Below are 23,343 nucleotides of genomic sequence, written 5' to 3'. Positions count from 1 at the left end.
ACGCTCTTCCGATCCCCCGCGAAGGGGGGCGGGGCGCCGTTCGCGTCAGGGGAGCTCGGCCCCGTCGTCGGGCAGCGGCGAGTAGTAGACGGTGACGTAGGGCCAGGGGTCGCCGTCGTCGTCGGTGTCGCTGTGCAGGATCAGGTCGCGGATCTCGATCCCGCCCATCTCCTCCAGCGTGCTGGCCAGCCGGCGCAGCAGCATGGGGACGTCGCCCTGCTCCTCGCCCCGCGGGTTGTTCAGCGAGAAGTGCTGCGACTCGAATCCGACCCGGTCTGCCATCGTTATTTCCCTCGCCCTCTCTTCTGCTTGTTCCTGTCGCCTTCGAACTTCTCGGCCTTGCGTATCTTGCCGGCGGCCCTGTTGAAGACGCTCCGGTCGTAGGGCTGACCGTTCTCCTTCGCCTCCACGGCCGCCTGTTCCTCTTTGTTGAGGTTGGCCTGCGACTCGGTACGGCCGCGCCCGCCTCCGCGCCCGCCCCGGGCCATCTGCATGATGCCGGGCATGTCGTCCATGCGGTTGCGGAACCCGGAGACCGGGATCCGGCCGGGCCCTCCGGCGCCCGCCAGGGCGGTGCCGCCGGGACCGCCGGGACGGCGCAGGTTCTCCAGGATGCGCCGCATCGGGTCGGTGACGCGGCGCGCCATGCCGGGCGCGAGCTCCCTGGTCGCGCCCTCGAAGGCCTCGCGGTAGATCTTCGTGCCGGCCCGCCTGGTGGCGAGCAGCGTGGCGAGGGACATGACGCTGCCGTGGGGCGGGGGAGTGAGCCTGGACAGCGCCAGGCGCACGGTGGCGACGGCCGCGACCGTGCCGACCGCGACCTTGGTGGCGGTCACCACGTTCGCCATGCCGTCCAGCGCCACGGGCGCCACCCGCATCGCCGTCGCGGCCTGGGCCAGGTGGCCGGAGTCGGCGCCGGTCGCCTGCCAGAAGCCCTGTAACTGGGTGGCGCTGCCGCCCCGGTAGACGGCGGAGGAGGACAGGACGGTCGCGTCCGCTTCCGATCCGGCCGTGGCCGTCCCGCTCTCGACGGTGCGCACCGCGTCGGCGTCGCCGCGGATCAGGTCCTCGTCGACATTGGGGAACGGGACGCCGGCCAGATCGAGGGCGAAGTGGAGCTCCGGCGGCAGGACTATGCCCATCGGTCCGGCTCCGGTGCGGTGAGCGCGGTCTCCACGGCCCCGATGTTGGCGGACGCCGCCACCATGCCGTCGCCCACGCCGTTGATCGAGCCGGACAGGCCGGGCACGGCGGTGAGTATGACCTCACGGCACTCGGTCCAGGCCAGTTGCAGGGCGGCGAAGAGCCCGTCGTCGCCCCACTGGCCGCCGCCCTCGCGGAGCCGCGCCACCGCCGCCTCGTAATCTTCCCCGTGCTGGTGCACCCGCGTCGCCTGCAGCCGCAGGGACTCGGGCGCCATCTCGAACCCCGTACTCATAGATGTGACGATAGCGAGGAAAGGTGACTTATGTGGTTGTTGTGAGTCGTTGCGGTTGTCAGCCGGGCCTGTTCAGTTGTTCGTTCAGCGCGGCGAGGTCGAGGCCGGGGACGGCCTCCTGGACGGCCGCGCTCAGGAGCGCCTCGGCCTGACGCCGGGTGTCGTCCTGTGCGCGCCGCACGGCCAGGAGGATCTCCTCGGCGAGGACGTGGCTGCCCTCGCGGGCGGCCTGGGGGCCCAGGACGACCTCCAGCACGCGCCCGTCGACCGCCGCGGACGCCTTCACCTGGACGCGGTCGCCCGTGCCGGTGCCGACGATCCCGGCCAGCCTCTCCTCCTGCTCGGCGAGCAGCGCCTCCAGGCGCCCGGCCTGCTCGGCGGCCCTGTCGACGTCCTGCTCGCGGATGTCGCCCGGGTCGAGGTCGAAACCGAACATCACAGCCCTCCCGAGTAGAGGTCGCGGGCGGCGGACTCCACCCGGTGGCGGACGAACGTCTCGTCGAGCGGCTCGGGGAGGACGCCGACGCGGGCGGTCGCCTCGGCGACGATCTCCTCGGTGCGTTCGGCGGCGGCCTCCTGCGCCTGCTGGATCGCCTTGGTGACCTCGGCGCCGAGGGTGCGCGGGTCGAGGCGGAGCGCCCGGGGGTCGATGTGCAGCCCGCGCATCGCGCCGTGCCCGCCGGCCCGGGCCCTGATCATGCCCTGGGCGGCCTCGCCGGCGCCTTCGACCTCGGCGATCAGGCGCTCGGCCCGGCGCAGGTCGCGCACCGCGGCCTGGGTCCGCTCGACGACCTGATCCAGGTAGTGGGTGTCTTCACTGGGGTCCGATGGCCAAGACATGCCGTGGATCCTAACGTCCCGGGAAAGGCGCGTGCCCCGCCCCTGTCGGGAGAGGCGGGGCACGCGTGGGTCGCGGCGACGCCGCGGACTACCACCATTTTGGTAGTGGCTTCAGCGGCCCTTGGGCGGGATGCGGCGGGGCGGCGCGATGGGGCGCTGCGGCATGCGCGGCATCTGCTTGGGGGCCGGCGGGCGCTTGCCCGACTTATCGGATTTGCTGGAAATATGGGCACGCATAAGAAGGCTCCTTTACGTAATGGCAGGGATCGGCTTCGTGGGCCGGGCCGTTCGACGGCCCCGGCGCATTACTGGTAAAGGCGCATGACTCGAAGGTAGATGTCCCGTAAGGTGCGGCACAACCGATTTATCGACGGGGGTGCCCATGGACGAGCGGCGACTCGTACGCGTCTCCAAGTACGTGGCCAAGCACCTGCGTCACCAGCCCGAGCGCATCGGCATCGCGCTCGACGAGCAGGGCTGGGTGGACGTCGAGACCTTCCTGCGGGCCGCCGCGGCGCACGGCTTCCCGATCGGCCGCGAGGAACTGGAACGGGTGGTACGGGACAACGACAAGCGGCGCTACGCCCTGGACGGCGACCGGATCCGAGCCAACCAGGGCCACTCCGTCACCGTCGACCTCGGCCTTCCGGTGACCGTGCCGCCCGCGTACCTCTATCACGGCACGGTGGCGCGGAACCTGGACGCGATCAGGGAGCGGGGGCTGCTGCCGATGGACCGCCACCACGTGCACCTGTCGGCCGACCGCGAGACCGCCACCCGGGTGGGCGCCCGCCGCGGCCGGCCCGTGGTGCTGCCGGTGGACGCGGGGGCGATGCACGAGGCCGGACACGAGTTCCGGGTCAGCGCCAACGGGGTGTGGCTGGCCGAGCGGGTGCCGCCGGAGTACATCGCGTGGCCGTCAGGAGCCCCCGGCCGGCAATGATCCCGGGGTGGCCTGAAGGTAGGCCAGGACCGCCATGACCCACCGGTTGTGGTCGTCGGACGGAGGCAGGCCGAGCTTGGCGAAGATGTTGTTGGTGTGCTTGCCGATCGCCTTGTCGGTCACCTGGAAGCGGGCCGCGATCGCCAGGTTGGACATGCCCTCCGCCATCAGCGCGAGCACCTCGCGCTCCCGTCGCGTCAGCGTGGCCAGCGGCTCAGCATCGTCTCACCGGGTCCGGATCCCGAGTTCCCCCGATGGGTGGAGCTCGCCGACGCGATCAAGCGGGCCGCCGGCGGTGACGCGTCGGGCTTCGCCGACTACGTCCGGCGGAGCACGAAAAGCCCGAAGGTCCCCGCGTTCACCGGGATGACCATGACCCACTGTCTCGACGGCCTCGGCTTCCGCGACTGCTGGTCGGCGGTGGGTACGTGGCCGACGCCTTCGGGGTCGACCGGATGGCCGCCGCCGCTCTGCTGGCCGCCGCGTTCCTGTCAGCCGAGTTCGCCGACCGGCGCGGCCTGGTGCGGGCCACGGCCGTGGCGCTGGTAGTGATCATCGTGCTCTATCTGGGCGTCTGCCTGACCACGATCGGCGTGCTCGGCGACCGGGCCGGCACCACGGCGGTGCCGCTCGCCGCGCTCCTGGAGATCGGCTTCGGCCCAGAGGCCCGGCCGGTGACCGGCGCCGTCGCGGTGCTGCTCACCTTCGGCGCCATCAACACCTACATCGCCGGCGCCTCCCGGCTCGGCGCCGCCATGGCGAGGACCGGCGCGCTGCCCGGTTGGTTCGCCAGCGGAGGTGAGCCCGGCCGGACGCCGCTGCGCAGCCTGGCGCTGCTGGCCGCGCTGAGCGTGCCGGTGCTGTTCCTCGCGGGCGACCTGGACGTGCTCATGCGGGCCACCGCCGCCTGCCTCGCCGCGGTCACCACCGTCGGGGTGGCCGCCGCCGTACGGCTGCTGCCCGCCGGAAGGCAGCGCGCCACCGCGGTCGCGGCCACCGCCCTGTCGGCTGTGTCGCTCGCCTGTTGCGGCTTCTACCTGCTGGTGCCCGCGACGCTGGGCCTGCTCGCGACCGTCCTGGTCGTCGAGCTGCCGCGCCGGCTGCTTTCTCGCTGAGTCGATTCGGCGTACTGTCGGCGGGAGGATGCCATGAGCGAGTACGCCAAGGCAAGGGAGCTCGGCGAGCAGGCCCGCGAGCAAGAGTGGACCCGCCCGAGCTTCGCCAAGCAACTGTTCCTCGGAGATCTCCGGCTGGATCTGGTGCATCCGGTGCCGTCCGTGCCCGACGAGGCGGCCAAGCGCGGCGAGGAGTTCGTCCGGGCCGTCCGCCGATATCTCGACGCGCACGTGGATCCCGCCCGGATCGAGCGGGACGGGGTCATCCCGGACGAGGTCGTCAAGGGCCTGGCCGGGCTGGGAGCGTTCGGGATCACGATCGGTGAGGAGTACGGCGGGCTCGGCCTGCCGTACCTGTACTACTGCCGCGCGCTCATGCTGGTCGGCTCGTACTGCCCGGCGCTTGCCACGCTGCTGTCGGCGCACCAGTCGATCGGGGTGCCGCAGCCGCTGAAGCTGTTCGGCAGCGAGGAGCAGAAGCGCGAGTTCCTGCCCCGGTGCGCGCGGGGCGAGATCTCCGCGTTCCTGCTCACCGAGCCCGACGTGGGCTCCGACCCGGCCCGGCTGTCGACCACCGCGGTGCGCGACGGCGAGGCGTACGTGCTCGACGGGGTCAAGCTGTGGACCACGAACGGCGTGGTCGCCGACCTGCTCGTGGTGATGGCCCGTACGGGGAAGAAGATCAGCGCCTTCGTGGTCGAGGGCGACTCGCCGGGCATCACGGTCAGGCGGCGCAACGCGTTCATGGGCTTGCGCGGCATCGAGAACGGGGTCACGGAGTTCTCGCAGGTCAGGGTCCCGGCGAAGAACCTGATCGGGCGTGAGGGCGAAGGACTGAAGATCGCCCTGACCACGCTCAACACCGGCCGGCTGTCGCTGCCCGCCAGCTGCGCCGGGCACGCCAAGTGGGCCGTGAAGATCGCCCGCGAGTGGGCGAACGCCCGCGTCCAGTGGGGCCGCAAGGTCGGCGAGCACGAGGCCGTCGCCACGAAGATCGCCTTCATCGCCGCGACCGCGTACGCCCTGGAAGCCGTCTCCGACCTGACCGCCAGGCTGGCCGACGGCGAGGGCAGCGACATCCGCATCGAGGCGGCGCTGGCCAAGCTGTACGCGACCGAGATGTCCTACCAGGCGCTCGACGAACTGGTCCAGATCAGGGGCGGGCGCGGCTACGAGACCGCCGAGTCGCTCGCGGCGCGCGGCGAGCGCGGCGTCCCGGCCGAGCAGATGCTGCGCGACACCCGGATCAACCGCATCTTCGAGGGCTCGTCCGAGATCATGCGGCTGCTCATCACCCGTGAGGCGGTCGACGCCCACCTGACCGCCGCCGGCGAGCTGATCAACCCTGACTCCTCACGGCAGGAGCGCGCCCAGGCGCTCAAGCGGGCCGGCCGCTTCTACGCCCGCTGGCTGCCGTCCCTGGTCACCGGGGCGGGGCACCTGCCCACCGCCTTCTCGGAGTTCGGGCCGCTGGCCACGCACCTGCGCTTCGTGGAGCGGACCAGCCGCAAGCTGGCCAGGTCCACCTTCTACGGCATGTCCCGCTGGCAGGGGAGACTGGAGCACAAGCAGGCGTTCCTCGGCCGGATCGTCGACATCGGCGCCGAGCTGTTCGCCATGACCGCGGCCTGCGTCAAGGCCGCCGAGGACGAGGGCGACCTCGGACGCCGGCCGCTGGAGCTGGCCGACACGTTCTGCCGGCAGGCCAGGCGACGGGTGGACACGCTGTTCGACAGGCTCTGGGACAACAGTGACGACCACGACGTGCGGCTGGCCCGATACGTGCTCGACGGCCGTTACTCCTTCCTGGAAGAGGGCATCCTCGACCCGTCGATCGAGGGACCGTGGATCGGCCGGCCGGAGGGCGGCGAGAACGTCCGCAGGAAGATTCGCTGACAAGTGGTCTAGACCGCGAGTGCAGAACTCTTCCCCTTACTGTTGCCGTTCTGCAATTTACCGGTATAGACCGCCAGGCGAACCCCGGCTTACGCTTGCGCAAACGCGTGGGGCCGTGACGCTCGCGGCCCCATACCCCTGGGCAGGGTCTGGCAGCTGGTACGGACCAGCACGACCCGTCCGATGAGAAGGCGGTACTTACGGTGAGAATGAGACTTGTGGGCGGCGCCGCTCTCGGCCTGGCTACCGTGCTGGTCCTGTCCAGCTGTGGCTCCGGCGCGTCGGAAGGCGGCGGCGACCAGGCGGCCGACGGCGGCCAGGTCACGCTGAAGATGGTCGCCGCCGACTACGGCGACGGCCCCGGCAAGCCCAACTCCGGAGAGAACTTCTGGAAGGGCGTGGTCGACGAGTTCCAGGCGGCCAACCCGAACATCAAGGTCGACGTCCAGGTCATCAACTGGAACGACATCGACAAGCAGGTCGCCACCATGATCCAGAACGGTCAGGTGCCCGACATCCTGCAGACCGGCGACTACTCCGGATTCGTCGCCGACGGCCTGCTCCACAAGGTCGACGAGGTCCTGTCGCCCGAGGTGTCCGGCGACATGCTGCAGAAGTTCGCCGAGTTCGGCAAGGTCGACGGCACGGCCTACGGCATCCCGTTCGTGTCCTCCGCCCGCGCCCTGTTCTACAACAAGGACCTGTTCGAGAAGGCCGGCGTCGCCGAGGCGCCCAAGACCTGGGACGAGCTCAAGGCCGCGGCCGAGAAGCTCAAGGCCTCCGGCGTCAGCCAGCCGTTCGGCCTCCCGCTCGGCCAGGAGGAGGCGCAGGCCGAGTCGTTCCTGTGGATGCTCGGCAACGGCGGCGGCTACAAGGACGACGCCGGCAAGTGGGCGATCAACTCGCCGCAGAACGTCGAGACCTTCACCTACGTCAAGGGTCTCGTCGACGCCGGACTCACCACCCCCAACCCCGGCACCAAGGACCGCAAGACGGTCTGGGAGGACTTCGGCGCCGGCAAGGTCGGCATGGTCAACGGCGGACCCATGTCCATCCCGATCTTCGACGCGGCCGGCCTGAAGAACTACGGCGTCGCGCCCATCCCCGGCAAGACCGGGCCGCTCGACACCACCCTCGGCGTCATGGACTGGATCATGGCGTTCAACAAGAACGGCCGCGCCGAGGAGATCAAGAAGTTCTTCGACTTCTTCTACACCGGCTCCGCCGCTGAGAAGATCAGCGAGACGTACAAGCTGCTGCCCGTCACCAACGGCGGCATCGAGAAGCTGTCGGGCGACGAGAAGCTCAAGCCGTTCCTGGACGCGCTGCCCAACGCCAGCTTCTACCCGTTCCAGGACGAGAAGTGGGCCGAGCTGAACCCGGCGATCAAGCAGACCATCGGCGGCGCCGTCAAGGACGACCCCGCCGCGGTCCTCGGCGAACTCCAGAAGACCGCCGAGGCCGGCTGAACGACGGGGGCCCGTACGGCCGGCGTCTCACCTGAGGCGCCGGCCGTACCTCCACGGAGGAACTTATGAGAAGGTTGCGCGCCCTGGAGCCGCTCGCCTGGATCGGGCCCGCGGTGGTGCTGATCGCCGTCGTCGTGCTCTGGCCCGTCGTCGAGATGATCCGGTCCTCGTTCCTGGAGATCAGCCGGGTCGGCGTGGTCCGAGGCTGGAACGGCTTCGACAACTACGACAAGCTGTTCGCCGAGAAGGACTTCGCGGACATCATGGTCCGCAGCGTGGTCTGGGTGGTGGCCGTCGTCGTCCTCACCGTGGTGATCTCGCTCGCTCTCGCCCAGCTGTTCAACCAGCGCTTCCCCGGCCGCAAGGTCGCCCGCTGGGCGCTGATCGCGCCCTGGGCCGCGTCCGTGCTGATGACCGCCATCGTCTTCCGGTGGATGCTCGACCCGGAGGTCGGCGTCATCAACCAGATCAGGCTCAGACTCGGGCTCATCGACGCGCTCGGCGGAGCCTCCGCCGACCAGCTCGGCGACGCCTCCACCGCCATGCCGTGGCTGGTGTTCGTCGCGGTGTTCGTGTCCGTCCCCTTCACCACGTACGCGCTGCTCGCGGGCCTCGCCACCATCCCCGGTGACGTGTACGAGGCAGCCAAGATGGACGGCGCCTCCCGGCCGCGCACCTACTGGTCGATCACCCTGCCGCTGCTCCGGCCCGCGCTGACCGTCGCCGTGCTGATCAACATGATGAACGTCTTCAACAGCTTCCCGATCATCTGGGCGATGACGCACGGCCAGCCCGGATACTCGACGGCCACCTCGACCATCTTCATGTTCATCCTCAAGAGCTCCGACATCGGCGAGTCCGCCGCCATGTCGGTCGTCAACTTCGGAATGGTGCTGGTGATCACCGCGGTCTTCCTCAAGATCTCGCGCTGGAACAGGGCGGTGGCGTGATGGCAGTCGAGACGGCGCCCAAGGCGCCCGCCCGCCCCGCCCGCCGCCGGCCCGCGCCGGTCGGGCACCGCGCCATGCCCAGACTCAAGACCACGGTGACCGCGGCCGTCGCCTACGTGGTCGCGTTCATCTTCCTGTTCCCGTATCTGGTGATGCTGCTGACCTCGCTGCGTCCCCAGGAGACGCTGCGCGACGCCACCATCCTGCCCACGCAGTGGGAATGGGCCAACCTGGTCAACTTCTGGAGCAGCGGCCTCGCGGGCAACCTCGTCGTCACCCTCCAGGTGGCCGCCGGCTCCACCGTCCTGGTGCTCCTGGTGGCGCTGCCGGCCGCCTACTACTCCGCCCGGCACAACTTCAGGGGGCGGACGTTCTTCCTGATCCTCGTGCTGATCACCCAGATGTTCCAGCCGACGGCCATGCTCGTGGGCATCTACCGCGAGTTCTCCCAGCTCGGGCTGGTCGACTCGATCTGGTCGCTGATCCTGGTCAACGGCGGGTTCAACCTGGCGTTCGCGGTGTGGATCCTGAACGCGTACTTCTCCTCGATCCCGCGCGAGCTGGAGGAGGCCGCGTTCATCGACGGCAACGGCCGGTTCGGCGCGCTGTTCCGCATCACGCTGCCGCTCGCCATGCCCGGGGTGATCACCGCGCTGATCTTCACGTTCATCGCGGCCTGGAACGAGTTCGTCGTCGCTCTGACCTTGACCACCACCCCGGAGAACCAGCCTCTGACCGTGGCGCTCAACTCGTTCATCGGCCAGTACCAGGTGGACTGGCAGAACCTGTTCGCCGGGTCGGTCATCGCCACCATCCCGGTGATCATCCTGTTCGCGTTGATCGAGCGGAAGGTGGTCGGCGGGTTGACGGCGGGGTCCATCAAATGACGCTCGGCTGAGGACCCTCCCTAGGGGGTCCTCAGCCGGGGCTTGGCCCAACTGCATGGCCCTCGCGGCAGACGCGCTCCGCGCGATCCCAGCTCGGGCTGTGTTGTGCGGGGGCGAGCCCCCGCGTCTTAGGTCAAGGGCGTGGTCTTCGCGGTGGGTGGCGCTTCGCGCCGATCGGCTCGGGCTGTGTTGTGCGGGGGCAAGCCCCCGCGCCCACGGGCGAGGGGGCTACCGCCCCCTCGCGCTCCCCGGTCCTTGCCCAGTTCGGCGCCCTTTCCTGTGCGGCCCAGTTCAGCGGCGTTCGGTCCTTGCCCAGCTCGGTGCTCTGTCCCGTGGGGCCCGGTTCAGCGGCGCCCGGTCCTTGCCGAGTTCAGCGCCCTGACCCGTGCGGCCCAGTTCAGCAGCTTCCCTGTGCGGCCCAGTTCAGCGCCCTCCTTTGCGAGGATCGGCGGGAGCACGGGATAAAGGGCAGATTGGGCGCTCGGATCGCGGATCAGCCGGACCCGTCAAAGGGCCGCGAGACCATGCTCCAGGAGCCGGTACAGATCAGCGACAGGCTGGACGCCAGGGACCGGCGGCCGGCCGTCGACCACCAGGCTGGGCACGCCGGTGACGCCGTGTTCGGCCGCGCGGCGCCGGTCGGCGCGGACCTCGTCGGCGTAGCCGTCGCCGGCCAGGACGGCACGCACCTCATCGCCATCGAGCCCGGCCTGGTCACCGAGGCGACGCAGGACCTGCACATCGGCGACGTTCAGGCCCTCGGTGTGGTAGGCGTGCAGCAGCAGTTCCATCATCTCGTCGGCGCGGCCGCGGTCGGTGGCCAGCTTGACCAGCCGGTGCGCGTCGAAGGTGTTCACCGGGCGAGCCAGATGCAGGTTCAGCTCCAGGCCCTCGGCCGCGCCCAGCGACCGGATGTGCTCGACGCGGGCGGGCGCCTGCTCGCCCCACCAGTCCGCCATCGCCTCGGCGGCGGTCGGGCCGGGGGTGCGCTCCGCCTCCGGTGCCAACTCGTAGCTGCGCCAGGCGACCTCGACGCGAGCGCGGCCGGAGTGCTGCGCCAGCGCGGCCGTCAGGCGTCTCTTGCCGATGTAGCACCACGGGCACAACACATCGGCGTAAATCTCAAGCTTCATGAATGACCTGCGCAATCGATCGTCACTGATGAGATGGGGTTCGCAGTGTCGGCAGGCATGGCCGCAAGCTGCCGGGCGCGATCACGGGTCCAAGCGCCGAGGGCCGGGACCGATCTCGCGGACGACGGTGTAGGCAGGGACTCCGGTCATGCGTGGTTCGGCCCTGCCGGCCAGGCTCTCCAGCGCCTCGCCGATGGCGGCCATCCGGCCCTCGGTATCGGAGGTCTCCACGAAGTGGCGGTAGTCCGCCTCGCTCGCCCAGTGCACGATGTTGTACACGCGTGTGCCGTCGGTGCTCACATGGAAGCGGGGCGAGTGGTATCCGGGATAGAAACGCACCCACCGCTCCTGGATCTCGGCGAAGGCCTCCACCAGCTCGCGCTGTGTGTCGACGCCGTCAACGGTGTAGTCGATGATCGAATAGAAAGCAGAATCCGCGCTCACGGACGCACTCCTCAAATCGCATACGAGGCGGGCCTCAGGGGCCATCGTGCAATCTCAACTGCGGTTGAGGTCAACCACATCTCGTCGCCATGTGCGGCCGATACGGCCAGATGGTGGGATCGAGCTGCGGCGCGGGCGCTGGACGGCGACTATCGGGCCGTTGAGCCGATGAGGCGGTCCGGGACCAGGCCACGGCTGTCCGCCATGCCTGCACACCTGTCCACGGACTTGGGGTCCCCTGGGGTTCCGATCAACCCGGTGAACCCATGCCACCGTCTTTCTGGTCAGCTATGGGGATTCCCGCACGCCGCGTGGGCAGGGACCGGGGAGCGCGAGGGGGCGGCAGCCCTCTCGCCCGGGGGCGCGGGGGCTTGCCCCCGCACAACACGTCTGAGCTGATCGGCGCGGAGCGCCGCCCATCGCGAAGGCCGTGCCGTTGACCTGGTACGCGGGGGCCTGCCCCCGCACAGCGCAGCCCGAGCTGGATTTCGCGCGGAGCGCGTCTACTGCGAGGCCCATGTCACGCGGCCGGGCATGGTTCGCACGGAGCAATCAGCCCGGCGAGCACCGCCGCAGAAGCGGCACCCGCACCGAGGAACCACGCGATGAAGAACGGTCAGCCGGGGACGCGGGCCACGCAGAAGACCGTCTGCCCGAACGGCGGCCGGATGAAGCGCTCGATGAGCCGCGTCATCGGCACCACCGTGCGGTCGTAGATCTTGACCAGCCGCGGGTCCGGGTAACCCACCCCACCCCGGCGCACCGCCGCCCACCAGGCGATGCCGCCCAGGAAGTTGATCGGCTTGAGCACCTCGATGTCCAGCCCCGCCTTGCCCACGGTGGCGGCCAGCGTCTTGGGCGTGTAGCGCTGCACGTGGCCGACCTTGCGGTCGAAGTCGCCGTACAGCTGCATGTAGCCCGGCACCCAGATGACGATCCGCCCGCCCGGGAGGGTGACGCGCGCCAGCGAGCGCAGCGCTTCGGCGTCGTCTTCGATGTGCTCCAGGACGTTCATCATGACCACGGTGTCGACCTTGTCCTTGAGCGGGATCTCGGTCGGCAGGGCGAACTGCAGCACGTCGATGTCGTCGCGGTCGGCGAAGCGCTTCTTGAGCTGCTCGACGCAGTAGGGGTCGAAGTCGCTGACGACCAGCCGGTCGAGTCGCGGCAGGAACTGCTCGGCGAAGTGGCCGAGCCCGGAGCCGATCTCCAGCAGGGACCGGCCGACGTGGGGGGCGACCATGTCGAACTCGTACTTGCGGTAGTTTCTGGCCTCGTCACCGCCGAGGTGGTTCTCCAGGGCCTCGTCACCGGCTGCCGGTTGGACTACACGGTCATAACCAGAGGACATAGTCGCCGATCCTTACGGGTTCGCGGGAATGGGCCAGAGTCTAGTGCCCGCCCCGCGCCGAAGGTCACGGAACACTCTTCCGTACCCGCCACGAATGCGGTGGAATCAGTCACGCCCATGGATGACGACGAGGCCATCGCCCGCTCGCTGGAGGGCGACCTGACCGCCTACGAGGTGCTGGTCGCTCGTTACAGCGCGCTCGCGCACCGCACCGCGGTCCTGTTCGGCGCCCGCGACGAGGCCGAGGACGTGGTGCAGGAGGCGTTCGTCAAGGCGTTCCGGCATCTCAGGACGTTCCGCCGCGACGCGGGTTTCCGCCCGTGGCTGCTGCGTATCGTGGCCAACGAGACGCACAACCTGACGCGGGCGCGCGGCCGCAGGTCGGAGCTGACGGTACGACTGAGCGCCACGGCCGAGGCGAAGGCCCCCGACGACCCCGAGGGCGCGGCCGTGGCGACGGACCGGCGGGCCCGGCTGCTGGAGGCGGTCAGGGCGCTGCCCGAGCGGGAACGCAGAGCCGTCGTCTGCCGGTACTTCTTACAGCTGTCCGAGGCCGAGACCGCCCAGGTGCTCGGCTGGCCGGTCGGCACCGTCAAGTCCAGGACGCACCGCGGCCTGGCGAGGCTCAGGGAGGAGGCAGGGCATGAGCTCGGATGAGCGCTTCGACGACATCGAGGCCGAGCTGCGCGCCCTGGCCGGCTCCCTCGACGTGCCGGCCCCACCGCCCGAGCAGGTGGCGGCGGCTGTGCGGACCAGGCTGGAAGCCCCGCGGCCGGTCAAGCGGCGGCGGCGGTGGCGGATCGTCGCGGTGGCGGTGGTCGCCCTGGTCGCCGTCACGGCGGCCACCCCGCAGGGCAGGCAGGTGGTGACCGCGATCCTCCGTTACGCCGGGATCGAGCTGCGGCTCGGCGGCGACACGCCGGCTCCGGTGCCCACGCCGGCGCCGCTGCCGGGGGAGCGGGAGGTGCCGCTGGACGAGGTCGCCGGGCAGGTCGCGTTCCCGGTCAGGACCCTGGCCGCGCTGGGCGAGCCGGAACGGGTAACGGTCGCCGACGGCGGCCGGGTGGTGTCGATGTTCTGGCCGGACGGCATCCGGCTGGACCAGTTCGACGGCCGGATGGACCCGTTCTTCTTCAAGCGGCTCGGCCCGCCGTTCCCCGACGAGGTCGAGGTCGACGGCGTCACCGGCTTCTGGCTGCCGGGCTCGCACCCCCTCGGCTACATCAGCCGCGAGGGGGGCGGGGAGGTGCCGCTGCGCCAGGCCGGGCCCACCCTCATCTGGCAGTCGGGCGACGTCGGCCACCGGCTGGAGGGCGCCCCGTCGATGGCGCGGGCGGCCGAGCTGGCCGGCTCACTCCGGTGAGGCCAGCCAGTCGTCGACGCCCTTGATCAGCTCCTTGCGGACCGGCTCGGGCGCGGCCGACGACCTGATCGACTGGCGCGCCAGCTCGGCGATCTCCGCGTCGGTGAACCCGTACACCTCCCTGGCCAGCTCGTACTGGCGCAGCAGCCGGGCCCCGAACAGCAGCGGGTCGTCGGAGCCGAGCGCGACCGGCACCCCCGCCTCGAACAGCCTGCGCAGCGGCACGTCCGCCGCCCGCTCGGCCACCCCCAGCCCCACGTTGGAGGTCGGGCACACCTCGCAGCAGATCTGCCGCTCGGCCAGCCGCTCCATCAGCCACCGGTCCTCGGCCGCGCGCACGCCGTGGCCGACCCGGTCGGCGTCGAGGTCGTCGACGCACTGCGCCACGCTCCGCGGCCCCAGCAGCTCCCCGCCGTGCGGCACGGCCAGCAGCCCGGCCCGCTTGGCGATGCGGAACGCCCGGTCGAAGTCGCGGGCCTGGCCGCGCCGCTCGTCGTTGGACAGGCCGAACCCGACCACGCCCTTGCCGACGTACTGGGCGGCCAGCCGGGCGAGCGTTTTGGCGTCGAGGGGATGCCTGGTGCGGTTGGCGGCCACCACCACCGCGAGGCCGGTGCCCGTGGCCCGCGAAGCCTGCTCGGCCGCGTCCAGCACCAGCTCCAGCGTGGCCGTCAGGCCGCCGAACATCTGCTGGTAGCCCGACGGGTCGACCTGGATCTCCAGCCACCGCGACCCGGCCGCCGTCTCGTCCTCGGCGGTCTCGCGCAGCAGCCGGTAGACGTGCTCCGGCCGCCGCAGCACGGACCTGGCGATGTCGTACAGCCGCTGGAACCGGAACCAGCCGCGCTCGTCGGTAGCCCGCAGCCGGGGCGGCCAGTCCTGCTCCAGCGCGTCGGGCAGGTGCAGGCCCTGCTCCCTGGCCAGCTCGATCAGGGTCGAGTGGCGCATGGAGCCGGTGAAGTGGAGATGCAGGTGGGCCTTGGGCAGCGAGAGCAGGGACCTTGCCATCGCCATATTTTGCCACCGGACCGGGCCGCGACTTGCCGTGTCAGCACGGCTGTTGTAGGAGACTAGGGTCCTTCTTCCCGCGTTCCGGCCCTGGAGTGGTGATGCGGCGCCTGGCGACGGTGCTCCTGACACTGAGCCTTGCCGCGTGCGGCCCGTCCGCCCCCGCGCCGCAGATCGGCCGGCCCAGCCCGGTCGCCGCCGTGACGGGCCCCACGCTGTCGTGCGGCTCCGCCCCCGTCGGCGTCGCCGCCATGCCCGTCGGCACCACGAGATCCGGTACGTTCCGGCACGTCAGGTCCCTCACCCGGAAGCTGAAGGTCAGGGGCGAGACCTGGAGCCGGGGCGCCGAGCGACTGCACGTCGGCGTCGTCTGCGGGGTCAGGACCGCCGAGGAGTTCGCCACCCTCGTCAACCGGGCCACGCTCGGCATGCACCACGGCAAGCCCGCGCTGAGCTGGGAGACCCGGGGCGACCTGCACAACTTCATGTGGCTGGAGCGCCCCGGCACCGCCGTCTACGTCGCCGCGACCCCTGGCTTGTCCACGGAGATCGACCGCATCGCCGACGAGGCGACCGGGTAACCCCCTCGTCACGGACGTCGCCGTGATCGCCCCGCGCGTTGCCGGGCGACGCGGTCAGTGGGCCTCGGCCAGCAGCTTGGCGAGGCGGCTGACGCCCTCCACCAGGTCGTCGTCGCCCAGCGCGTACGACAGGCGGAAGTAGCCGGGGGTGCCGAACGCCTCGCCGGGCACCACCGCCACCTCCGCCTCCTCCAGGATCAGCTCGGCCAGCTCGGCCGACGACCCCGGGCGGCGCCCGCGCAGCTCCTTGCCGATGAGCTCCTTGACCGCCGGGTAGGCGTAGAACGCGCCCTTAGGTTCCGGGCACAACACGCCCGGGATCTCGTTGAGCATCCGCACCATCGTCTGGCGGCGCCGGTCGAACGCCTCACGCATCCGCGCCACCGCGGACAGGTCGCCGGAGACCGCCGCCAGCGCGGCCATCTGCGAGACGTTGGAGACGTTGGAGGTGGCGTGCGACTGCAGGTTGGTCGCCGCCTTGACCACGTCGGACGGCCCGATCAGCCAGCCGACCCGCCAGCCCGTCATCGCGTACGTCTTGGCCACGCCGTTGAGGATCACGACCTGGTCGCCCAGCTCGGGGACGGCCGTGGCGATGCTGGCGAACTCGGCGCCGCCGTACGTCAGATGCTCGTAGATCTCGTCGGTGACCACCCACAGGCCGTGCTCGGCTGCCCAGCGGCCGATCTCGACCGTCTGCTCGCGCGAGTAGACGGCGCCCGTCGGGTTGGACGGCGAGACGAACAGCAGGACCTTCGTGCGGTCGGTGCGGGCCGCCTCCAGCTGCTCGACGCTCGCAAGGTAACCCGTCGTCTCGTCGGTGACGACGTCGACCTGGACGCCCCCGGCCAGCTTGATCGCCTCCGGGTAGGTCGTCCAGTAGGGGGCCACGACCAGGACCTCGTCGCCCGGGTCGAGCAGCGTGGCGAACGCCTCGTAGACGGCCTGCTTGCCGCCGTTGGTCACCAGCACCCGCGACGCGTCGGCCTCGTAGCCGGAGTCGCGCCGCGTCTTGGCGGCGATCGCCTGCTTCAGCTCGGGCAGGCCGCCCGCCGGGGTGTACTTGTGGAAGCGGGGCTCGCGCGCCGCGGCCACGGCGGCCTCGACGATGTAGTCGGGCGTCGGGAAGTCGGGCTCGCCCGCGCCGAAGCCGATGACCGGACGGCCGGCCGCCTTCATCGCCTTCGCCTTGGCGTCCACGGCGAGGGTCGCGGACTCGGAAATCGCGGAAATCCGTGTGGAGACACGGCGTCGGGTGGACATGCCTCCATGCTCCCACGCGCGCCCCCACGCCATGTGACCTGCGCGATCAGGTTTGGGTTCGACGTGGCGGGCAATCTTCCGTACACTTTCGCCAGGTCCTGCAGCCGCATGTCGATGTGGCGTTCGGTCCAGGCAGTAAGTCATCCAGGGTAATGTGGTTGACGACATAGGGCACTGGCGCAATTGGTAGCGCACCGGTCTCCAAAACCGGCGGTTGGGGGTTCGAGTCCCTCGTGCCCTGCGAGTGCGGTCCGCGCAATAATGGCGTGTAGGCGCCGCATAACTGCGTTGGATACGACCGATTTCAGGTGAGGACTGTGGCGATCGACACGCGCGGCGAGACCGCAGGCAAGCCCAGTGGTGAGAAGAAGCGTACTTCTCCGGCCCTGTTCTACCGTCAGGTCGTGGCCGAGCTGCGCAAGGTCATCTGGCCGACGCGCAAGGAGCTGGTCACGTACACCACGGTTGTCATGGTGTTCGTGCTGATCATGGTCGGCATCATCTACGGCCTCGACGCCGCGTTCGGCTGGGCCGTCCTGCAGATTTTCGGCGGCTGATTCTGACGCAGACGGCGCGCGCCTGACGGAGCCGCCGTTCGATACCGACGAAAGAGGAAGAGTCACCGTGTCCGAATCTTCAGTGCCGGCCGACGAGCCCCGCGAGAAGTGGGACGCCGAGCCGGAAGAGGCCTCCCAGGCCGCTGAGGAGACCGTCGAAGACGTCGTGGACAGCGACGAGGTCGACGAGACCGCCGAGGCGGCCGTCGTCGAGGAGGACGGTGACGTCGAGCCCGACGTCGACCCGGTCGAGGAGTTCAAGCGTTCGCTCCGCGGCCTGCCCGGCGAGTGGTACGTGATCCACTCCTACGCCGGTTACGAGAACCGCGTGAAGTCCAACATCGAGAGCCGCAACGTGTCGCTCAACATGGAGGACTACATCTACCAGGTCGAGGTGCCGACGCACACCGTCCAGGAGTTCAAGAGCGGCAAGAAGGTGCCGGTCAAGGAGCGCGTGCTGCCCGGCTACGTCCTGGTGCGCATGGAGCTGACCGACGAGTCCTGGGCCGCGGTGCGCAACACCCCGGGCGTGACCGGCTTCGTCGGCCTGTCCAACAAGCCCAGCCCGCTCAGCCTCGACGAGGTGGCCAAGCTGCTCGCCCCGGAGCCGACCGAGGAGAGCAAGAAGACCGCCGCCAAGACGCCCTCCGGCCCCGCCGTCGAGTTCGAGATCGGCGAGTCCGTCACCGTCATGGACGGCCCGTTCGCCACCCTGCCCGCCTCGGTCAGCGAGATCAGCCCCGAGTCGCAGAAGCTCAAGGTGCTGGTCTCGATCTTCGGCCGGGAGACCCCGGTGGAGCTGTCGTTCAACCAGGTCTCGAAGATCTGAGACGATCACCTACAATTAAACGTTCGGTCGGCCGCCTGTCGCGAAGGGCGGCCTTCCGACATGTCCGGGCGCACCCGCGTTCCGGAAGGCATCACCATCAGGACCCGGAGAAGGACTCATGCCTCCGAAGAAGAAGATCGCGGCTCTGGTCAAGGTCCAGCTTCCCGCTGGCCAGGCCACGCCCGCACCGCCGGTCGGTACCGCCCTCGGTCCCCACGGCGTCAACATCATGGACTTCGTGAAGCAGTACAACGCTGCGACCGAGGCCCAGCGGGGCAACATCATCCCCGTCGAGATCACCATTTTCGAAGACCGCAGCTTCACCTTCGTCACGAAGACGCCTCCGGCGCCCGAGCTGATCAAGAAGGCGCTGGGTCTCGACAAGGGCAGCGCGACCCCGCACAAGGACAAGGTGGGCAAGCTCAGCCGCGAGCAGCTGCGCAGCATCGCCGAGACGAAGATGCCCGACCTCAACGCCAACAGCGTCGAGCAGGCCGAGAAGATCATCGCCGGCACCGCCCGTTCCATGGGCATCACCGTCGCCGACTAAGCACTTCCCCACCCGTGGGAGGGCCGCCCGCCGGCCCGCACACCACAAGGAGACAGACATGCAGCGCAGCAAGGCGCACAAGGACGCGGCGGCCAAGGTCGACCGCGACAAGCTCTACAGCCCGGCCGACGCGGCCAGGCTGGCCAAGGAGACGTCGACCACCAAGTTCGACTCCACCGTCGAGGTGGCGCTGAGGCTGGGCGTCGACCCCCGCAAGGCCGACCAGATCGTGCGCGGCACGGTCAACCTCCCGCACGGCACCGGTAAGACCGCCCGGGTCCTGGTCTTCGCGACCGGTGACCGTGCTGAGGCGGCCCGCGAGGCGGGCGCCGACATCGTCGGGGCCGACGAGCTGATCGACGAGATCTCCAAGGGCAACCGGCTCAACGAGTTCGACGCCGTGGTGGCCACGCCCGACCTGATGGGCAAGGTCGGCCGCCTGGGCCGCGTCCTCGGCCCGCGCGGTCTCATGCCCAACCCGAAGACCGGCACGGTGACGCCCGACGTGGCCAAGGCCGTGACCGAGATCAAGGGCGGCAAGATCGAGTTCCGCACCGACCGGCAGGCCAACCTCCACTTCATCATCGGCAAGACGTCGTTCCCCGAGCGCCAGCTCCTGGAGAACTACGCGGCCGCGCTCGACGAGGTGCTGCGGCTCAAGCCGTCGGCGGCCAAGGGCCGCTACATCAAGAAGGTGACGTTCTCCACGACCATGGGCCCCGGTGTCCCGGTCGACCCCAACGTCACCCGCGGCATCGTCGGCGAGCTCGACGCCGTCTGACGAGTTTTTCTGGAAAGGCCCCGGCGTGCTCCGCGCCGGGGCTTTCCCATGTCCGGGGCCTTTTTCCCGGGTCCGGATATTCACGGCTTCCTTCGTACGGAACGCCTCTCAGGGACATCCCTGGGTTTTCCATGAGAAGCTGCGGGAAAGCGCTACGAGAAGCCAGCTGACACGTAGGGTCGATACATGTTCAAGCGCAGGTTTTCTCTCGCCATCGCCGCGGCCGCGGCCGCTCTGGCCGCGACAGCGGTCGCCGGCTGTGGAACTAACGCGCAGCCCATTCAGGTGAATCTCGCCGCCTCCGAGGTGCTCGCCCAGGCGGCCCAGAAGACGACAGAGGTCAGTTCTTACACGGTTGACGCGGTCGTCGACGTCTCGCACCCGCAGGAGGGCGAGGGCAAGGTTCAGGGCCGCATGGTCTACCAGAGCCAGCCCCAGCTCGCTCTTGACCTGACCGTGGACACCGCCGGCGTCGGCGGCAGGGAGCTGCCCGGCGGCGCCCGGGTGATCCTCCAGGGCGACACGGCGTACGTCAAGGTCGAGACGCTCAACAAGGTGCTCGGCGCCACCAAGCCGTGGATCAAGGTGCCGCTCGCCGAGGCCGGCGACCGTGCCCAGGTGGACCAGATGCTGGGCCAGGTGCAGCAGTTCGACCTGGCGAGCGTGACCAAGATGATCACCACGTCGCAGGACGTCAAGGCGGCCGGCAACGAGAGCGTGGGCGGCACCGACACCACCCACTACAGCGGCACCTTCCCGGTGGAGGCGGCCGTGCAGCAGCTGCCCGCCGAGGAGCAGGACCAGGCGCGGAAGAACCTGGCCGAGCTGAAGGACGTCAAGTTCGACATCTGGGTCGCCGCCGACGGCCTGCCCCGCAAGCTGACCCTGAGCGGCGCCAAGGAGGGCGGCACGCTCGACGCGACGCTGATGTTCAAGGGCTACAACGAGCCCGTCGACATCCAGGCCCCGCCCGCCGACCAGGTCGGTGAGCTGCCGAAGGGCACCACCAACTGAGAACGATTTGGAAACTCGGCGGCCAGCACGTAGTCTGGTCGTTGCCGAAGACCGCCGGTCGTCGCCAGGTGCCTCAAAGCCTGGCGACCGAAGGATCCACCTCAGGTGGACGGCCCGCGCAGGTGTGATGCGAGTTTCCCATATGGTGCATTCCATGTGTGTGAGCCCCGTGTGCGCCCTGCGCCCGGGGCTGTTCTCATGTCAGGGCCCTTCACCGGTGGCACACCTGGAAGGAGGCCCATGGCGAGGGCGGATAAGGCGACAGCGGTTGCCGAGCTCAAGAGCGAGTTCGAAGGCAGCGCCGCCGCCGTTCTGACCGAGTACCGCGGTCTCACCGTTGCCCAGCTCAAGCAGCTGCGCGTCTCTCTCGGTGAGAATGCGAAGTTCGCCGTGGCGAAGAACACCCTGACCAAGATCGCGGCCAACGAGGCCGGTCTCGCAGGTCTCGACGACCTGCTCACCGGGCCGACCGCGATCGCCTTCGTCAACGGCGACGTTGTCGAGGCCGCCAAGGGTCTGCGTGACTTCGCCAAGGCCAATCCCCTTCTGGTGATCAAGGGTGGTGTCCTCGACGGCAAGACGCTGGACGCCACTGAGATCACCAAGCTCGCCGACCTCGAGTCCCGCGAGGTTCTCCTCGCGAAGCTTGCTGGCGCGATCAAGGCGAAGCAGAGCGCTGCCGCCGCTATGTTCGCCGCGCTGCCCACCAACATGGCTCAGCTGGCCGACGCTCTTCGCGCCAAGCGCGAAGAGGCGGGCGAGTAGCTCGGGGATTGCCGCAACACCGCGGTCCCGTTCCTAAATTTCGCAAGTCCCTTACGGAGGAAACATCATGGCGAAGCTCAGCACCGACGAGCTGCTCGACGCGTTCAAGGAGATGACCCTCCTCGAGCTTTCCGAGTTCGTTAAGCAGTTCGAGGAGACCTTCGACGTCAAGGCCGCCGCCCCGGTCGCGGTCGCCGCCGCTCCGGCCGCCGCCGGTGGTGGCGAGGCCGCCGCCGCTCCCGAGGAGCAGGACGAGTTCGACGTCATCCTCGAGGCCGCCGGCGACAAGAAGATCCAGGTCATCAAGGAGATCCGCGCCCTCACGTCCCTCGGCCTGAAGGAGGCCAAGGACCTGGTGGACGGCGCTCCGAAGAACGTCTTCGACGGCAAGGTCAACAAGGAGCAGGCGGAGAAGGCCAAGGCTGCCCTGGAGGGCGCCGGCGCCACCGTCACGGTCAAGTAAGACCGAACGCTTCGAAAGGGGCGGTCACACCCAGGTGCCGGGTGTGCCGCCCCTTTCGCATGCCCGGCCGCGATCCATGCCATTCGGGTCCGGTTCGTACCGTGTGGGGCGATTGGCAGGTCCCGGAGAAGGCGGGCGGGTTATGATCCCGGCGACCGGCCGGGAGGGGGGTGAGCGCGGATGTCCCGCATGGTCGTCCCGGTGCTCGCCGTCCTTGCGGCGCTGCTCGCGGCGGCGGCGGTCTGGCTCGGCGTGCAGGAGCGCGACGCGCAGGCCAGGGCCGACGACCGGCAGGCGGTGCTGCGCGCGGCGGGCACGCACGCGATGAACCTGCTCTCGCTCCACCACGAGACCGTCGACTCCGACGTGCACCGCATCCTGACCAGCTCCACCGGCGCCGCCAGGGCCGCGTACGAGGCCGCGGCGGACGAGATGATGCGGACCACGCGCAAGAACAAGGTCATCCAGGAAGGCGTGGTACGCGCGGCAGGGCTGGAGTCGATCTCCGGGGACACCGCCAGGGCGCTCGTGGTGGCCGACGTGGTGATCCGCTGGGACGGTTCCGACGACGCGCCCCAGGAGCGCTTCTACCGGTGGCGGATGGACCTGGCCAAGGTTCAAGGGGTCTGGCTGGTGTCGAAGGCGGAGCAGGTCACGTGAGGGCCGTCCTGGTGGTGCTCGGCGTCCTGGTGCTCGCCCTGGGCGCGGCGACGGGCGTGCTCTGGTCCGACTGGCGGGCCCTGCGCGGCGGCGAGGCCGCGGGCGCGGAGGCCATGGCGGCCGCCAAGGCGGTCGCGCCGGAGCTGCTCTCGTACGACTACCGCACGGTCGAGCGGGACCTGGCGCGCGCGGGGCAGCACACCACCGGGGCGCTCACCCGGCAGTACGCGGAGCTGTCGGGGTCCCTGTCGACCAGAGCCAAGGAACGCAAGATGGTCCAGACCGCCTCCGTCGTGGCCGCGGCGGTGGAGCGGGCGGAGCCGGACAGGGTGGAGGTTCTTCTGTTCGTGAACACGGGTACGATCACGGAGGCCGCTGGGAAGGCCGAGCCGCGCCAGCAGGTCAGCCAGACCCGGGCCAGGTTCGTCATGATCAGGCAGGGCGGCAGGTGGCTCGTCTCGGACCTGTCGACTCTGCTCGGGACCGCCTGAGAGGGCCCCGGGCGCGCCGTGTCCTTCAATTGTTACCAAAAACTAGGTTTAGTGAGTCCTTTGTCGCGGGTATCTCCGTCACTGCTACACCGGTTGTCGGTCTGGGTTCGACCCCCGGTGTGACGGAGCGTTAACCGCCCCCGTTCGCGGGTATCGTCTTGGGCCTGGCGGTAGGCGATCAGTCACACAGGGGAGAAAACCCAGCGTCTGAGCCCCTAGGCGGCTAAAAGTCGGGCTTGCGGGCTTGACGGATTCGTTCAGACGAGCGATGCTGCGACCAACGTGAAGCATGCAGCGAGAGCGAAGTGGACAGGCGTGTGCCGTTCGGCTACACTGCCCCTTTGCGCTGCCCTTTGACGACCCGCTCCGCTTGCTCACGTTGCGAGGTTGTCTGGCGTGCGTGTAGTCAGTCCGCCGCGAGCCCTCGGAAGGACATCTGTTGGCAGCCTCGCGCAACGCCTCCGCCGTACCCGCTGGTCCCCGTCGCGTCTCTTTCTCGCGTATCCAGGAGCCGCTCGAAGTTCCTGACCTTCTCGCTCTGCAGACCGAGTC

29 protein-coding genes, 1 tRNA gene and 1 pseudogene are annotated in these 23,343 nt (G+C 69.7%); 19 read left to right on the top strand and 12 right to left on the bottom strand.

Annotated elements, in window-relative coordinates:
- Positions 1-45: 45 nt before the first annotated feature.
- From KME79_RS43140 to KME79_RS46760, 6 genes are all read right to left on the bottom strand, one after another.
- On the bottom strand, positions 46-282 hold the full coding sequence (locus KME79_RS43140; protein ID WP_219552276.1) for a hypothetical protein: 237 nt from the start codon (positions 280-282) through the stop codon (positions 46-48).
- Between the two features lie 2 nt (positions 283-284).
- Entirely contained in the window at positions 285-1,142 is an 858-nt protein-coding gene (locus KME79_RS43135) for a hypothetical protein (protein WP_219552274.1), read from the bottom strand.
- Positions 1,133-1,438 carry a hypothetical protein gene (locus tag KME79_RS43130; RefSeq protein ID WP_148036745.1) on the bottom strand — a complete coding sequence of 102 codons (306 nt, stop codon included), beginning with the start codon at positions 1,436-1,438 and terminating at the stop codon, positions 1,133-1,135. The genes KME79_RS43135 and KME79_RS43130 overlap by 10 nt, the downstream gene beginning before the upstream one ends.
- Before the next feature lie 58 nt (positions 1,439-1,496).
- Positions 1,497-1,874 (bottom strand): YbaB/EbfC family nucleoid-associated protein, encoded by a 378-nt coding sequence (locus KME79_RS43125; protein ID WP_219552272.1) that lies wholly within the window; start codon positions 1,872-1,874, stop codon positions 1,497-1,499.
- A complete protein-coding gene (locus KME79_RS43120; protein WP_219552271.1) occupies positions 1,874-2,278 on the bottom strand; it encodes a YbaB/EbfC family nucleoid-associated protein in 405 nt (134 codons plus the stop codon). The genes KME79_RS43125 and KME79_RS43120 overlap by 1 nt, the downstream gene beginning before the upstream one ends.
- A gap of 111 nt (positions 2,279-2,389) precedes the next feature.
- A complete protein-coding gene (locus tag KME79_RS46760; RefSeq protein ID WP_271279655.1) occupies positions 2,390-2,515 on the bottom strand; it encodes a hypothetical protein in 126 nt (41 codons plus the stop codon).
- 145 nt (positions 2,516-2,660) lie between these two features.
- Here KME79_RS46760 and KME79_RS43115 point away from each other — a divergent pair, with 145 nt between their 5' ends.
- A complete protein-coding gene (locus tag KME79_RS43115; protein ID WP_148036748.1) occupies positions 2,661-3,221 on the top strand; it encodes an RNA 2'-phosphotransferase in 561 nt (186 codons plus the stop codon).
- Here KME79_RS43115 and KME79_RS43110 read toward each other — a convergent pair.
- Positions 3,198-3,446: pseudogene (locus KME79_RS43110) on the bottom strand (helix-turn-helix domain-containing protein); the annotation flags it as partial. The gene KME79_RS43115 and the pseudogene KME79_RS43110 sit on opposite strands and share 24 nt — an antisense overlap.
- A gap of 203 nt (positions 3,447-3,649) precedes the next feature.
- Here KME79_RS43110 and KME79_RS43105 point away from each other — a divergent pair.
- The 5 genes from KME79_RS43105 (at position 3,650) to KME79_RS43085 (ending at position 9,538) form a co-directional block, all read left to right on the top strand.
- On the top strand, positions 3,650-4,336 hold the full coding sequence (locus KME79_RS43105) for an amino acid permease (RefSeq protein WP_219552269.1): 687 nt from the start codon (positions 3,650-3,652) through the stop codon (positions 4,334-4,336).
- Between the two features lie 33 nt (positions 4,337-4,369).
- Positions 4,370-6,232 carry an acyl-CoA dehydrogenase family protein gene (locus KME79_RS43100; protein ID WP_219552266.1) on the top strand — a complete coding sequence of 621 codons (1,863 nt, stop codon included), beginning with the start codon at positions 4,370-4,372 and terminating at the stop codon, positions 6,230-6,232.
- Between the two features lie 209 nt (positions 6,233-6,441).
- Positions 6,442-7,701 (top strand): extracellular solute-binding protein, encoded by a 1,260-nt coding sequence (locus KME79_RS43095; protein WP_148036754.1) that lies wholly within the window; start codon positions 6,442-6,444, stop codon positions 7,699-7,701.
- 65 nt (positions 7,702-7,766) lie between these two features.
- Positions 7,767-8,651 carry a carbohydrate ABC transporter permease gene (locus tag KME79_RS43090; protein ID WP_148036755.1) on the top strand — a complete coding sequence of 295 codons (885 nt, stop codon included), beginning with the start codon at positions 7,767-7,769 and terminating at the stop codon, positions 8,649-8,651.
- The gene (locus KME79_RS43085) at positions 8,651-9,538 is read left to right on the top strand and encodes a carbohydrate ABC transporter permease (RefSeq protein WP_148036756.1); all 888 of its coding nucleotides are present in this window, start codon (positions 8,651-8,653) and stop codon (positions 9,536-9,538) included. Before KME79_RS43090 ends, KME79_RS43085 begins: the two co-directional genes overlap by 1 nt.
- Before the next feature lie 506 nt (positions 9,539-10,044).
- Here the strand turns inward: KME79_RS43085 and KME79_RS43080 are convergent.
- The 3 genes from KME79_RS43080 to KME79_RS43070 all read right to left on the bottom strand — a co-directional run bounded on the left by KME79_RS43080 (position 10,045) and on the right by KME79_RS43070 (position 12,466).
- Positions 10,045-10,671, bottom strand: a complete 627-nt coding sequence (locus tag KME79_RS43080; protein ID WP_219552264.1) for a DsbA family oxidoreductase — start codon at positions 10,669-10,671, stop codon at positions 10,045-10,047.
- Between the two features lie 81 nt (positions 10,672-10,752).
- Positions 10,753-11,115 (bottom strand): antibiotic biosynthesis monooxygenase, encoded by a 363-nt coding sequence (locus KME79_RS43075; protein WP_219552259.1) that lies wholly within the window; start codon positions 11,113-11,115, stop codon positions 10,753-10,755.
- 616 nt (positions 11,116-11,731) lie between these two features.
- Positions 11,732-12,466 carry a class I SAM-dependent methyltransferase gene (locus tag KME79_RS43070; RefSeq protein WP_148036760.1) on the bottom strand — a complete coding sequence of 245 codons (735 nt, stop codon included), beginning with the start codon at positions 12,464-12,466 and terminating at the stop codon, positions 11,732-11,734.
- 117 nt (positions 12,467-12,583) lie between these two features.
- On the opposite strand from KME79_RS43070, the gene KME79_RS43065 reads away from it, so the two are divergent.
- Together KME79_RS43065 and KME79_RS43060 are read left to right on the top strand one after the other, a co-directional pair.
- Positions 12,584-13,123, top strand: a complete 540-nt coding sequence (locus tag KME79_RS43065; protein WP_219552253.1) for an RNA polymerase sigma factor — start codon at positions 12,584-12,586, stop codon at positions 13,121-13,123.
- Entirely contained in the window at positions 13,110-13,829 is a 720-nt protein-coding gene (locus KME79_RS43060; protein WP_219552247.1) for a hypothetical protein, read from the top strand. The genes KME79_RS43065 and KME79_RS43060 overlap by 14 nt, the downstream gene beginning before the upstream one ends.
- On the opposite strand, the gene KME79_RS43055 is transcribed toward KME79_RS43060, so the two are convergent.
- Positions 13,818-14,843: an adenosine deaminase gene (locus tag KME79_RS43055; protein WP_372452538.1), complete on the bottom strand. Its 1,026-nt coding sequence runs from the start codon at positions 14,841-14,843 to the stop codon at positions 13,818-13,820. The genes KME79_RS43060 and KME79_RS43055 overlap by 12 nt on opposite strands.
- 95 nt (positions 14,844-14,938) lie before the next feature.
- On the opposite strand from KME79_RS43055, the gene KME79_RS43050 reads away from it, so the two are divergent.
- On the top strand, positions 14,939-15,418 hold the full coding sequence (locus tag KME79_RS43050; protein WP_219552237.1) for a hypothetical protein: 480 nt from the start codon (positions 14,939-14,941) through the stop codon (positions 15,416-15,418).
- A 54-nt stretch (positions 15,419-15,472) separates the two neighbouring features.
- On the opposite strand, the gene KME79_RS43045 is transcribed toward KME79_RS43050, so the two are convergent.
- Positions 15,473-16,681: a pyridoxal phosphate-dependent aminotransferase gene (locus KME79_RS43045; protein ID WP_219552231.1), complete on the bottom strand. Its 1,209-nt coding sequence runs from the start codon at positions 16,679-16,681 to the stop codon at positions 15,473-15,475.
- 168 nt (positions 16,682-16,849) lie between these two features.
- Between KME79_RS43045 and KME79_RS43040 the strand changes: the two genes are divergently transcribed.
- The 10 genes from KME79_RS43040 to KME79_RS42995 all read left to right on the top strand — a co-directional run bounded on the left by KME79_RS43040 (position 16,850) and on the right by KME79_RS42995 (position 22,791).
- Positions 16,850-16,922, top strand: a tRNA-Trp gene (locus KME79_RS43040).
- 76 nt (positions 16,923-16,998) lie between these two features.
- Positions 16,999-17,238, top strand: a complete 240-nt coding sequence (secE, locus tag KME79_RS43035; protein WP_148036766.1) for a preprotein translocase subunit SecE — start codon at positions 16,999-17,001, stop codon at positions 17,236-17,238.
- A gap of 67 nt (positions 17,239-17,305) precedes the next feature.
- Positions 17,306-18,067, top strand: a complete 762-nt coding sequence (gene nusG / locus KME79_RS43030) for a transcription termination/antitermination protein NusG (RefSeq protein ID WP_148036767.1) — start codon at positions 17,306-17,308, stop codon at positions 18,065-18,067.
- A gap of 118 nt (positions 18,068-18,185) precedes the next feature.
- Positions 18,186-18,617 carry a 50S ribosomal protein L11 gene (gene rplK, locus KME79_RS43025; protein ID WP_148036768.1) on the top strand — a complete coding sequence of 144 codons (432 nt, stop codon included), beginning with the start codon at positions 18,186-18,188 and terminating at the stop codon, positions 18,615-18,617.
- A gap of 58 nt (positions 18,618-18,675) precedes the next feature.
- Positions 18,676-19,398 (top strand): 50S ribosomal protein L1, encoded by a 723-nt coding sequence (gene rplA, locus KME79_RS43020; RefSeq protein ID WP_148036769.1) that lies wholly within the window; start codon positions 18,676-18,678, stop codon positions 19,396-19,398.
- Positions 19,399-19,584: 186 nt separating this feature from the next.
- On the top strand, positions 19,585-20,412 hold the full coding sequence (locus tag KME79_RS43015; RefSeq protein ID WP_148036770.1) for an SCO4651 family lipoprotein: 828 nt from the start codon (positions 19,585-19,587) through the stop codon (positions 20,410-20,412).
- A 240-nt stretch (positions 20,413-20,652) separates the two neighbouring features.
- Complete coding sequence (gene rplJ / locus KME79_RS43010) at positions 20,653-21,177, top strand: 50S ribosomal protein L10 (protein ID WP_148036771.1); 525 nt, start codon at positions 20,653-20,655, stop codon at positions 21,175-21,177.
- 67 nt (positions 21,178-21,244) lie between these two features.
- A complete protein-coding gene (gene rplL, locus KME79_RS43005) occupies positions 21,245-21,640 on the top strand; it encodes a 50S ribosomal protein L7/L12 (protein ID WP_219552225.1) in 396 nt (131 codons plus the stop codon).
- A 180-nt stretch (positions 21,641-21,820) separates the two neighbouring features.
- Entirely contained in the window at positions 21,821-22,300 is a 480-nt protein-coding gene (locus KME79_RS43000; RefSeq protein ID WP_148036773.1) for an Rv1363c family protein, read from the top strand.
- A complete protein-coding gene (locus KME79_RS42995; protein ID WP_308249263.1) occupies positions 22,297-22,791 on the top strand; it encodes an Rv1363c family protein in 495 nt (164 codons plus the stop codon). The genes KME79_RS43000 and KME79_RS42995 overlap by 4 nt, the downstream gene beginning before the upstream one ends.
- Positions 22,792-23,343 lie beyond the last annotated feature (552 nt).

The sequence above is a fragment of the Nonomuraea harbinensis genome (assembly GCF_019396385.1).
In the GTDB taxonomy this organism is placed as follows: Bacteria; Actinomycetota; Actinomycetes; order Streptosporangiales; family Streptosporangiaceae; genus Nonomuraea; species Nonomuraea ferruginea.
The sequence above is the reverse complement of the archived record's forward strand: the minus strand, read 5'-3'. Positions and strand labels throughout refer to the sequence as shown.